The organism is Mycolicibacterium baixiangningiae, assembly GCF_016313185.1.
GTDB lineage: Bacteria > Actinomycetota > Actinomycetes > Mycobacteriales > Mycobacteriaceae > Mycobacterium > Mycobacterium baixiangningiae.
In genome coordinates this window covers 1387698-1399540 of sequence record NZ_CP066218.1, presented here as the reverse complement: position 1 = coordinate 1399540, position 11843 = coordinate 1387698, and the positions used below count along the sequence as shown (strand labels likewise).

Below are 11843 nucleotides of genomic sequence, written 5' to 3'. Positions count from 1 at the left end.
TGGCAGCCGTGACTGACTGGACCGCCGCCGGCGGTCCGTCCGGTCCGGTGTGGCGCAGCCGCCGGGCCAGGGATCCCAAGACCGCGACGGCGTTGTGGGAGCTGTCCGCGCTGCTCACCGGCACCGCGTTCGCGGTCTAGGTCCCCGCTCCGGATTTCCGCCGGAGCACCCGGTTGCGGTAACCTCGACGCCGCATCACGGCGAGGGTGGCCCGGCCACCGTTATCGACGGGAACACGCTTTTTCTCCAGGCTGTTGCCACCCGCGCCGTGTCCACAACCGGCACACAGGAGCAACACCATGGCCAAGACCAAGGCCCACACCCCGAACAACCTGGCCGTCCAGGTCCGCACCGAGACCGGCAAGGGCGCATCGCGTCGCGCTCGCCGCGAGGGCAAGGTGCCCGCGGTCCTGTACGGCCACGGCACCGACCCGCAGCACCTCGAGCTCCCCGCGCGTGAGCTGGCCGCGGTGCTCCGTAACTTCGGCACCAACGCGGTCCTGACGCTCGACATCGAGGGCACCGAGGCGCTCGCGCTGCCCAAGCAGCTCGTGATCCACCCGATCCGCCGCAACATCCAGCACGTCGACCTCATCGTGGTGCGCCGCGGCGAGAAGGTCACCGTCGAGGTCAACGTCCTCGTCGAGGGCGACGCCGAGCCGGGCGCGCTGGTGACGCAGGAGGCCAACACCGTCGAGATCGAGTCCGACGCGATGTCGATCCCCGAGTCGCTCACCATCTCGGTCGAGGGCGTCGCGGCAGGCACCCAGGTGACCGCCGCGCAGGTCGAGCTGCCCGACGGCGTCACGCTCGTCTCGGATCCCGAGCTCCTGGTGGTCAACGTCGTCGCGGCACCGACCGAGGAAGAACTCGAATCCGAGGGCGGCGGCGCCTCGCTGGAGGAGCAGGCCGTCGAGGTCGCCGAGGCCGAAGCTGCCGAGGCCGCCGAGGAATCGGCCGAATAACCCGATATGGCCGAGCCGTTGCTGGTGGTGGGCCTGGGAAATCCCGGGCCCAACTACGCCAAGACCCGCCACAACGTCGGCTTCATGGTTGCGGATCTGCTGGCCGGGCGGATCGGTTCAGGATTCAAGGCGCACCGGAAGTCCGGCGCCGACATCGTGACCGGCCGCCTGGCGGGCAGGGCCATCGTGGTCGCCAAACCGCGGACGTACATGAACGAATCGGGCCGCAATGTCGGCCCGCTCGCGAAGTTCTACTCCGTGGCACCCGCCGACATCATCGTGATCCACGACGAACTCGACATCGACTTCGGCCGCATCCGGCTCAAGTTCGGCGGCGGTGTCGCGGGTCACAACGGCCTGAAATCGGTGGCGGCGGCGTTGGGCACCAAGGATTTTCAGCGTGTCCGGGTGGGCGTCGGCCGGCCGCCCGGCCGTAAGGACGCGGCGACGTACGTGCTCGAACCGTTCACCGCCCCCGAACGGGCGGAGGTGCCGACGATCTGCGAGCAGGCCGCGGACGCCACCGAGCTGCTGATCGCCCAGGGGTTGGAGCCGGCCCAGAATCTCGTGCACGCCTGGGCCTGAACATGGCGCTTCTCCCCGCGAGCAGGGACGTTCAGGCAGGGACGTCAGCCGCCGGTGCGCTTGGCGTAGGCACGCAAAGCGAACGGTGCGAACACGGCAGTCAGCGCCAACGACCACAGCACCGTCGCCAGCACCGGATGGTGCAGCGGCAACTGCGCATCGGGCGCGGCCGGGCCGCCGTTGCCCCACAGTTCCCGCATCGCCTGCGCCAGTGAGGACACCGGATTCCACTCGGCGATCACCCGCAGCCAGTGCGGCATCGGCTCGGTCGGCACGAACGTGTTGGCCAGGAACGTCATCGGGAACAGCGCGGTGAACATGACGCCGTTGACCGCCTCGACCGTGCGCATCAGCGAGCCGATCAGGATGCCGAACCAGATCATCCCGAACCCGAACAACAGCAGCAGCGCGAACGCCAGCGCTGCCTCACCGACGCTGCCGCGGATGCGCCACCCGATCGCCAGGCCGGTCAGCGCCATCACGACCACACCCAGCGACGAGTGGATCACGCTGGCGATGCTGCGCCCGATCAGCACCGACGACCGCGAGATCGGCAGCGACCGGAACCGGTCGATGATCCCCTTCTCGACATCGGCGGTGATGCCTGCGGCCACCACGAACGCGGAGAACACGATGGTCTGGGCCTGGATGCCGGGCAGCAGGAACTCCCGGTAGGAGGCGCCGCCGGTGTTGGTGATCGACGCCCCGAAGACGAATGCGAACAGCAGCACGAACATGATCGGCTGCGCGGTGACGTCGCTGAGCATCTCCGGCATCCGTTTGGTGTGGATCATGTTGCGTTTGACCATGATCCAGGACTGCTGCGCGAGATTGGTGCGATGGGTCGACGGGCGGCGGGACTGCTCCTGGGGCCGCGAGTCGACGGCGGTCATGCGCTGGCCTCCTCGTCCTCGGTGCGATGGCCGGTCAGTGAGAGGAACACGTCGTCGAGGCTGGGCCGCGACAGGCCGATGTCGTCGACGTCGATATCGCTGTCCCGCAGCCAGCCGGCGACGCGGACCATATCGGTCAGCCCGTCGGCGGCGGCGGTCAGCCGGCGGGCGCCCCGGTCGACGAACACCTCCGCGCCCGTCTTGGCCAGCAGTGCCTGGGCCGCCGCGAGGTCGTCACCGTCGGCGACCGTCACCACCAGGCTGGCGTTGCCGGCCTGACGCTTCAGTTCCAGCGGGGACCCCTGAGCGATGATGCGGCCCTTGTCGATCACCACGATGTTGTCCGCCAACTGGTCGGCCTCCTCCAGGTACTGCGTGGTCAGCAGCAGGGTCGTGCCGCCTTCGACGAGGCCGCGCAGCACCTCCCACAGCTCACTGCGGCTGCGCGGGTCCAGCCCGGTGGTCGGCTCGTCGAGGAAGAGCACCGGCGGGGCGGCCAGCAGGCTGACCGCGAGGTCGAGGCGCCGCCGCATCCCCCCGGAGTAGGACTTCACCACCCGGTCCGCGGCGTAGCCGATCGAGAACCGCTCGAGCAGTTCGTCGCCCACCCGGGCCAGTTCCTTGCGACGGATGCCGTAGAGCCCGCCGATCATGCGGATGTTCTCGCGGCCGGTGAGCAGTTCGTCGACGGTGGCCACCTGACCGGTCAGCCCCATGTTGCGGCGCACCTGGTCGGGTTCGCGGCGCACGTCGAATCCGGCGACCCGCGCGGTGCCACTCGTCGGCACGCTCAACGTCGTCATCATCCGCACGGTGGTGGTCTTGCCCGCCCCGTTGGGGCCGAGGAGCCCGAGCACCGTGCCGGCGGGGACGGTGAAACTCACCCCGTCCACCGCGACCTGGTCGCCGAACCGCTTCACCAGGTCGATCGCTTCGATGGCCGGTGTCATGCCCACGACGGTAGCCGGGCGGTGCGACACCCGGCGAACGAAATTCCGACGGTCAGACGGCCACCTGGCTGAACGCGCCCCGGTAGCGCGCGGCGGGATGCGTGCCGGGCAGCAGGTCGGAGCCGAACAGCTTGGCCCGCGTCGTCCCCGGCGAGTACTCGCGCTGGGCCAGGCCGCGGTCCTGCAGCACCGGGATGACGTGGTCGACGAAGTCGACGTAGCTGCCCGGGATGGTGGCGTTGACGACGTTGATTCCGTCCACGCCGGCGTCACGCCACTGCGCGAGCTGATCGGCGATGCTCTCCGGGGTGCCCACCACCCGCGAGTTTCGGCCCTGCAGCAGCCCGAGGTCGCGGACTGTCGCCTCCCGGCCCGACACCGACTCCTGCACCCACGTCACGATGCTGCGGGTGCCGTCGGTGTGGGCGATGTCGCCCAGAGGGGTGTCGAGCGGATGGCCGCCGAAGTCGACGCCGACCGCGCCCGACAGGTGCGCGACCATCCCGTCGAGGTCGATGGCCTCGTCGAGTTCGGCCTCCTTGCGGCGGGCTTCGGCCTCCGTGCTGCCGATGACGAAGTGCAGGCCCTGGAAGAACTTCAGATCGTGTGCGCCGCGGCCGTGCCGCACCACCCGGCGGCGGGTGTCGTCGATGAGCGCACGGGCCTGGCGCGGGCCGGGGGTGATGATGAACTGCGCTTCGGCGTTGCGGGCTGCGAACTCCCGCCCGGCCTCGGACGAGCCGGCCTGGAACAGCACCGGCGTGCGCTGCGGCGACGGGGCGACCAGATGCGGCCCCTCCACCCGGTAGCGCTCGCCGACGTGGTGGATCTTGTGGATCTTCGCGAAATCGCCGTGCAGGCCCCGCTCGCGGTCGGCCAGCAGGGCGCCGTCGTCCCACGACCCCTCCCACAACTTGTAGGCGACGTCGACGTACTCGTCGGCCCAGCGGTACCGCTCGTCATGCTCCTCGAGTTCGTCGAACCCGAAGTTGCGTGCGCCGTTGGCCAGGGCGTTGGTCACGATGTTCCAGGCGATCCGGCCATGGGAGGCGTGGTCGAGGGTGGACATCTTGCGGGCGAAGTTGAACGGGTGCTCCTGGATCACCGAACTGGTGATCGCGATGCCCAGATCGGTGGTGTTGTAAGCGATCGCCGACGCGATGACGCTCGGGTCGTTGCTCGGGATCTGCAGCCCGCTCTGCACATACTTCTCGTAAGACCCGCCGTAGTCGCCGTAGAGCCCGACGACGTCGGCGAAGAAGATGAAGTCGAACCGGCCCCGTTCGAGTACCTTGGCCAGCGACACCCAGTGTTCGAGGTCGTTGAAATCAGTCTGCCGGGCGTCGGGCGTCCGCCACAGGCCCTGCAGGATGTGCGACGTCGTGTTCATCACGAACGCCGAGAAGTGCAGCGGTTCAGGAGACTTCGTCATATCCCCTACTTGACCGTGAGGCGGCGGGTGGACGCGGTGGTGAACACCACGGCGACGATGATGACCAGACCCTTGATGACGGTCTGCGTGAAGCTCTGCACACCGAGCTGGTTGAGCCCGTTGGACAACACCACCAGCAGCAGTACACCCAGCAGGGTGCGGCCGACCCCGCCGCGACCGCCGGACAGTGCGGTGCCGCCGATCGCGATGGCCGCGACCGAGTCGAGTAGCGACGTCGAGCCGAGCGAGGGACCCGCGGCGCTCAGCTGCCCTGCCAGCAGCAGGCCGGCCAACGCGGCCGTGACACCGGAGAGCACCAGGGTGGCGGCCTTGACGCGGGCGACCTTGATGCCCGCGAGCCGGACGACTTCCTCGTTACCCCCGATCGCGTAGACGTAGAGCCCGAAGCTGGTGCGCTTGGACAGCACCCACACCACGGCCAGCGCCAGCAGCGCGATGAGCGCCGCGTTCTGCACGTTGGGAATGAGCTGCCCGGTGGACAGCCGCTCGACGTTCGGCGCGGCGAACGGGACGGCCTTGCCGTTGATCAGCAGCAGCGCGATGCCCGAGAACACCGACAGCGAGCCGAGAGTCGTGATGAACGACGGCACCCGCCCGTAGGCGAACACCAGCCCGTTGAGGCCGCCGGTCACCACGCCGACGCCGAGGGCCACCAATATCGCCAGCCAGGCGCTGGTGACCCCGCCGGCCAGGACGGTGCCGACCACCGCGGAGGTCAGCAGCACCACCGCGCCGACGGACAGGTCGATGCTGCCGGTGAGCACCACGAGGGTGGCGCCGAGTGCCACGAGCAGCAGCACACCGGCCTGCCCGGACAGCAGGGTCAGGTTCTCCGCCGACAGGAACGCCTCGGAGCGCACGCTGAAGAACAGCACCAGCGCAGCAAGGGTGGCGATCGGCAGGATGTCGACGAAGCGGGCCGTCACCGCCTTGCGGTGTGCCGCAGAGAGGCTGTCCGCCAACGGTTCCGGAGCGGGTAGCGGGGCGGGGGCGGTGGTGTCGGTGACGTCGGTCGCGGTCATGGCGCTCCTAGGATGCGGTGAGGGCGGGGGTGGGGGTGGCGATCATCTTGGCCACGATGGAGTGTTCGTCGGGTTTGGCGTCGCCCGGTGCGTCGACGTACTCGGTCACCGCGCCGTCGACGACGACGCCGATGCGGTCGGACAGTCCGATCAGTTCGGACAGGTCATCGCTGATCAGCAGGATGGCGGCGCCGGATGCGGCGATGCCGCGGATGAGTTCGTAGATTCCCTCGCGCGCACCGGTGTCGACGCCCTGGGTGGGGTTGTCGAGCACTACCACTTTGGGGTCAGGGCCGAGCCATTTGGCGATCAGCACCTTCTGCTGATTGCCGCCCGACAGCGCCGATACCGGTGTGTCGATGGTGCGGGTGACCACCCCGAGCTGGTCGATCACCCGCTGGGCGTCGCGGCGGGCCGCCGCCCGGTCCCACAGTCCGAGGCGGGTGCGGTAGCGACGGTCGAGGATCGGCAACTGCAGATTGTCGGAGATCGACGCGGAGAGGATGAGCCCCTTGTCTTTTCGGTCGGCGGGCACGAATACCAGTCCGCGGTCCACGGCGGCGCTCACCGACGACGGCGTGATCGCCTCGCCGTCGACCTCGACGGTGCCGCCGTCGCGGGCGACCGCACCCGCGACGGCCTCGCCGATCACCCGCTTGCCCGACCCCTCGGCGCCGGCAAGGCCGAGGATCTCACCCCCCGCCACCTCGAGGGAGACCCCGGCGACGAGCGGCAGCACACTGATACCGTGGGCGCGCAGGCGGGCCACCTGGTTCGGATTCGGTTGTGCCGGTTGGCGATAGTAGTTCGCGGTGCGGACCCGGCCGACCATGAGGCGGTGCAGCGTGTCCTCGTCGGCGTCGACGGTCGGCAGCCCGCCGGACACCTGCCCGTCCTTGAGCACCACGATGCGGTGCGTCGAACGGAGGATCTCCTGGAGTCGGTGGGAGACGAACACCACCGACGCCCAGCCCTCGAGCCGCTTCAGTAGGCGCAGGAAGTTCTCCTCGTGTGACTGGTCGAGGGCGGTGGTGGGTTCGTCGAAAAGCACGACCGGTGCTTCGATCTCGAGCTTGCGGGCCAGTGTCGTGGCACGCGCGATGTCCAGACCCTGACGCGCGCCGACAGCGAGAGTGCTCACCGGACGCCGGACGTCGATGTCGGTGAGCCCGACCTGCTCCAGCGCCTCGGCCGCCTCGCGGCGGCGGCGTTGGTGATCGATGAGTCCGAACCTGTTGCGGAACAGCGCTTCCCATCCGAAGAACAGATTCTCGGCGATCGTCAGGTCAGCGACCAGCGAGGTGTCCTGGAACACCCGGAAGATGCCCAGTCGGTTGGCTTCCTGGTAGCTGCGCGGCCGGATGGGCTCACCTGCCAGTTCGACCGTCCCGGCGTCGGGTGCCAACACCCCGGAGACGATGTTGAGCAATGTGCTCTTGCCCGCGCCGTTCTCGCCGATCAGGCCGAGGACCTGGCCGCGGTCGAGGTCGAGGCTGACGTCGCGCAGCGCCCGGTGGGAACCGAAACTTTGGGAGAGCCCCGTGATACGTAGATGCGGACTGGTGGTCATATCTGGCGTCCCTGGTGGTCTGGTGTGGATTTGAGTGGGTCGGAACGGAAATGGTCGCGGTAAAGCGCGGTGATGCGCTCGAACGAACCGTCGGTTTTTGCGTCGAGCCACGCCTGCGGGGCCGTCCACCCGGCGGGTTTGGGCAGGCCGACGAACTGCCGCTCCAGATCGACGATCGGATAGGTGAGGAACTGGGTGTCCCAGTTCTGCGGGCTCTGCACCCGCGACAGCAGTGTCGCGTTGACCTGTCGGTCCGGCGGCTGGTGGACGAACCGCGCCTGATAGCCGGCGACGTTGTCGCGGGTGATGAGGATGGCGCGCCACTGCAGCATGCGTTCGGCCGGATCGGGTGTCCAGCCGCGTTGCATGTCGTAGAGCCGGGTGACCTGCTGGAAACCGCAGTAGGCGGGCGAGTTTCCGGTGGTGGCGAGCTGGGCGCCGTCGGCGACGCGGTTGATGCCCTCGTTGCTGCCGTTGGCCCCGACGACCAGGACGTCTTTTCCGGGCGCCTTGCCGATGCCGCGGATGGCGGCGACCGCTCCGGTCGCGACGTCGTCGTTGACCGCGATGACGCCCACGGTGTCGGGAAACCGGCTCAGCAGCGCACCGGTGGCCTGCTGCGACTGCTGGGGGCTCCAGTCGGTGTTGAGGCTGCCCGCCAGCCGGACCTTCGGATACTTCGCGAGCACCTCCTCGGCGGCGGTGCGGCGCTGCTCTTCGGCGAGACTGCCTGCGGCGCCGGCGATTCGAATGACGGTGCCCTCGCCGCCGATGCTGCGCAGGAGTTGTTCGACGACCTGGGATTCGGCGGTGAACTCGTCGGCCTGGCTGTACTGGGCGTAGTAGCCGGCGCTGTCCCACGGCGTGTTCCACGGCGCGGTGTCCCATGCGCTGGACATGTAGGTCCTGGTGCGGTCGGCCTGTTTGGCGATGCTCTTGACCGCGGCGCCGTCAGTGGACAGCAGGATCGCCGAACCATAACCCTGCCCGCTGATCTGGTTGAACTGGTTGACCTGCTCGGTGGCGTTCCAGTGCGCGTCGAGCGCGACGGCGCGCAGGCCGAGTTGCTTCGCTGCCGCGAGACCGCCTGCCTCCCAGGTGATGCTGTATTCAGAGTCGCGGGAGTTGGTGAGGATGGCGACCTTGTCGTGCGCCACCACCGACGCGCTCGCCTCACCGGCGAATCGGCCGACTCCGCCCGCGACCGCGCCTGCGGCGGCCAGCGCACCGGCGGCGCCGAACACCTTCAGCAGGTCTCGACGGCCGATTCCGGTGGTGTCGAGGCGGTCGAGTATTCCGTCGAGCTGCTCACGGCGCAGCGGCGGCACAGGCATGCCGACCATCGTGGCGCGAGACGCCTTCGCGCAGAACGGTTTCGATCACGCTGCGTCAATGCCGTCACCGCGAGCGCACACCTTTGTCCGCTTGGCGCGGCGTGTCTGCGTACAGACACGCGCGGTCGCGGGGATTAGGTGACGAGCGAGACCGAGTTGGCGCGGCGCAGCTTGCCCGACGGCGTCTTCGGGATCGTGCCCGGACCCAGCACCACGACGTTGCGCGGCCGCACGTCGACCTCGGCCACCACCTCGTGGGCGACCTGACGCTCGAGGCGGTGCACCTCGTCGGGGTCCTGCCAGGCGTTGGACTCCACGGCGACGGCGAAGGTCTCGCGCGAATGCCCCGCGTCCAGGCGCACCGCGACGGCGCAACCGGGGCGCACACCCTCGACACGGCCCGCGGCCCGTTCGATGTCGGTCGGGTAGATGTTGCGGCCGGCCATGATGATCACGTCCTTGACGCGGCCGCACACCACGACGTGGCCCTCCTCGGTGAGGTAACCGAGGTCGCCGGTGTCATACCAGCCGTGCTCGTCCTGGGCCGGCACGAAACCGCCCATCGTGATGTAACCGGGCGTCAGCGGCTCACCGCGCAGCTCGATGACACCGACTCCGCGGGCGGGCATCACGTTGCCCTGCTCGTCGATGATGCGGGCCTCGAGACCCTCGAGCAGCGGGCCGAGGGTGGCCAGCCGCTTGGTGTTGCCCTTGGTGGCGGGCACGGCGCGGCGCAGCGCGGCCAGCAGGTCGGCGTCGACCTCGTCGACCACCAGACCCGCGCCGCACTTGGAGAACGACACCGCCAGCGTGGTCTCGGCCATGCCGTAGGCCGGCAGGATCGCCTCGGGCGCCAAGTTGAACGGCTTGCCCGCGTCGATGAGGTCCTCGACGTCGGCCGGTTCGACCGGTTCGGCGCCCGAGAGCGCGAACCGCAGCGTGGACAGATCGAACTCGCCCGGGGTCGCCTGGCGGCGCAGTCGCTTGGCCAGCAGCGCGTACGCGAAGTTCGGCGCGGCCGTCATCGTGCCCTTGTACTTGTCGATGAGCCGCGCCCACAGCAGGGTGTCGCGCAGGAAGTCCATCGGCGTGACCTTGACCAGTTCGGCGCCGAAGTACATCGGGATGGTCAGGAACCCGACCATGCCCATGTCGTGGAAGCAGGGCAGCCAGCTGACCATGACGTCCTTGGTGACGTCGTACTCGGCGCCGATGAACATCGCCTCGGCGTTGGAGTGGATGTTGCGGTGGGTGATCTGTACGGCCTTCGGTGACCCGGTGGATCCCGAGGTCAGCTGCATGAGCGCCAGATCGTCCTCGCCGACCTCGACCGGGTCGATGGGCTCCGCGGCCAGCAGATCGGCCACCGTCAGCACCAGCAGGCCCTTCTCCTCCAGCACCGGGATCGCGACGTTGAACGGTTCGGACACGATCACGGCCTTGGCCTCGATCATCCCGATGACGGTCACGGTGTCCTCGGCCCACATGGCGAGGTCGGTGCGCGGGGTGGGCTGGTGCAGCATCGTCAGGCTCGCGCCGCGCATCCAGACACCCTGGGCGGTCGGGGCGATCTCGACCGGGAAACCGGCCAGCACACCGACGGCGTCGCCGGGGCCGATACCGGCGGCGGCGAGCCCTCCGGCGATCTGGCGCGCCCGTTCGTGAACCTCACCCCAGGTGTGGCGGACTGGCTCGTGCGGCTCTCCGGTCACCATGCCGGTGCTCACGGTTCGCGCGTTGCGGTACATCTTCTCGGTGAACCTGCTCACGGCATCCTCCTGGGGACCGGCGCCACTGCCCGGCATCTCATGCTCCGCCTGTCCACGAGCGATGCCGAGTAGGCACGCGCACACGATTCAGGAGCAGTTGGGTATCGAAACGGTGATGGGCGGTCGTGCCCGGTCGGAAGGTGCGAGCCCGGCCGGACCAGGCCCTGCGGGTCCACCTCGACACCCGCCGGCGACGCCGGCGGGAAAGGACACGCGTCCGGTGCTCGACCGCTAGCTTTCACCGTCGACCATCTTAAGAGACCCTTAAGTAACTGCCAAACCAAAGCGCGGATTGAGGCGTGGGTCACACCCGAACGACCCGGCGATCACACCGACGATGACGGCGCGGGCACGACGCGCGCCCCCTGCACCGGCCCGCTGGCCACCCGCACGGTCCGGCACACCCCGGCACCGGCCAGCCGGGCGCCGACGTCGATCGCCGCGGGCGACGACGTACACAGGAAGGCGCACGTCGGCCCCGAACCGGAGACGATCCCCGCGAGCGCACCGGCCTCCATGCCGGCCCTCAGCGTGCGCCGCAGCTCCGGGTAGAGGCTCAGCGCCGCCGCCTGCAGATCGTTGCCGAGCAACGGAGCCAGCTGGTCGGCATCCCCGGACGCCAGCGCGGCCAGCATCGGTTCCGGATCCGCCAGCCGGGCGGGTTCGGCCCGGTTGGTCCCGGCGGTCGCGCGCAACCGGTCGAGCTCACCGAACACCTTCGGCGTCGACAGACCCTTGCGCGCGAACGCGAGCACCCAGTGGAATGTGCTGCGGGCCAGCACCGTCGCGAGCTCCTCACCGCGGCCCGTGCCGAGCGCGGTGCCGCCGTGCAGTGCGAACGGCACGTCACTGCCGAGTTGCGCGGCCATGGTGTGCAGATCGCGCCGGGGCACACCGAGTTCCCACAGGTGATTCATCGCGACCAGCACGGCCGCGGCGTCGGCGCTCCCGCCTGCCATGCCGCCTGCCACCGGGATCGACTTCTCGATCGTGATCGCCACGTCGGGCGCCCTGCCGACGTGGTCGGCCATCAGCTCGGCCGCTCGCCACGCGAGGTTGCGCCGATCGGTGGGCAGCGACTCCACACCCTCACCGGACAGCTCCACCGACAGCGCATCGGCCGTCGAGACCGTGACCTCGTCGAGCAGCGAGACGGCGTGGAAGACCGTCGTCAGGTCGTGATAGCCGTCGTCCCGCAGTTCACCGACCCCGAGGAACAGGTTGACCTTTCCGGGCACCCGCACGGTGACCGACCCGGTGGGCACCCACTCGGAAGCGGTGTTGCCGTTGCGCACCGTTCGA

11 protein-coding genes are annotated in these 11843 nt (G+C 69.2%); 3 read left to right on the top strand and 8 right to left on the bottom strand.

Annotation, left to right across the window (positions count from 1 at the left end):
• Nucleotides 1–8 precede the first annotated feature (8 nt).
• The 3 genes from I7X18_RS29815 (at nucleotide 9) to pth (ending at nucleotide 1550) form a co-directional block, all read left to right on the top strand.
• On the top strand, nucleotides 9–140 hold the full coding sequence (locus I7X18_RS29815) for a hypothetical protein (RefSeq protein WP_264296016.1): 132 nt from the start codon (nucleotides 9–11) through the stop codon (nucleotides 138–140).
• Nucleotides 141–299: 159 nt separating this feature from the next.
• Entirely contained in the window at nucleotides 300–965 is a 666-nt protein-coding gene (locus I7X18_RS06590; protein WP_193047862.1) for a 50S ribosomal protein L25/general stress protein Ctc, read from the top strand.
• 6 nt (nucleotides 966–971) lie between these two features.
• A complete protein-coding gene (gene pth, locus I7X18_RS06585; RefSeq protein ID WP_193047863.1) occupies nucleotides 972–1550 on the top strand; it encodes an aminoacyl-tRNA hydrolase in 579 nt (192 codons plus the stop codon).
• Nucleotides 1551–1594: 44 nt separating this feature from the next.
• Here the strand turns inward: pth and I7X18_RS06580 are convergent, their stop codons facing one another.
• From I7X18_RS06580 to I7X18_RS06545, 8 genes are all read right to left on the bottom strand, one after another.
• A complete protein-coding gene (locus I7X18_RS06580) occupies nucleotides 1595–2443 on the bottom strand; it encodes an ABC transporter permease (protein WP_193047864.1) in 849 nt (282 codons plus the stop codon).
• On the bottom strand, nucleotides 2440–3393 hold the full coding sequence (locus I7X18_RS06575; protein WP_193047865.1) for an efflux ABC transporter ATPase subunit, DrrA-related: 954 nt from the start codon (nucleotides 3391–3393) through the stop codon (nucleotides 2440–2442). Before I7X18_RS06575 ends, I7X18_RS06580 begins: the two co-directional genes overlap by 4 nt.
• Nucleotides 3394–3445: 52 nt before the next feature.
• Entirely contained in the window at nucleotides 3446–4825 is a 1380-nt protein-coding gene (locus I7X18_RS06570; protein ID WP_193047866.1) for an LLM class flavin-dependent oxidoreductase, read from the bottom strand.
• A gap of 5 nt (nucleotides 4826–4830) precedes the next feature.
• The gene (locus I7X18_RS06565; protein ID WP_193047867.1) at nucleotides 4831–5868 is read right to left on the bottom strand and encodes an ABC transporter permease; all 1038 of its coding nucleotides are present in this window, start codon (nucleotides 5866–5868) and stop codon (nucleotides 4831–4833) included.
• Between the two features lie 7 nt (nucleotides 5869–5875).
• On the bottom strand, nucleotides 5876–7438 hold the full coding sequence (locus tag I7X18_RS06560; RefSeq protein ID WP_193047868.1) for a sugar ABC transporter ATP-binding protein: 1563 nt from the start codon (nucleotides 7436–7438) through the stop codon (nucleotides 5876–5878).
• Nucleotides 7435–8772 carry a sugar ABC transporter substrate-binding protein gene (locus tag I7X18_RS06555; RefSeq protein WP_193047869.1) on the bottom strand — a complete coding sequence of 446 codons (1338 nt, stop codon included), beginning with the start codon at nucleotides 8770–8772 and terminating at the stop codon, nucleotides 7435–7437. The genes I7X18_RS06560 and I7X18_RS06555 overlap by 4 nt, the downstream gene beginning before the upstream one ends.
• 134 nt (nucleotides 8773–8906) lie before the next feature.
• Nucleotides 8907–10541 (bottom strand): fatty acyl-AMP ligase, encoded by a 1635-nt coding sequence (locus I7X18_RS06550; RefSeq protein ID WP_193047870.1) that lies wholly within the window; start codon nucleotides 10539–10541, stop codon nucleotides 8907–8909.
• A 326-nt stretch (nucleotides 10542–10867) separates the two neighbouring features.
• Entirely contained in the window at nucleotides 10868–11836 is a 969-nt protein-coding gene (locus I7X18_RS06545) for a 4-(cytidine 5'-diphospho)-2-C-methyl-D-erythritol kinase (RefSeq protein WP_193047871.1), read from the bottom strand.
• Between the last annotated feature and the right edge of the window lie 7 nt (nucleotides 11837–11843).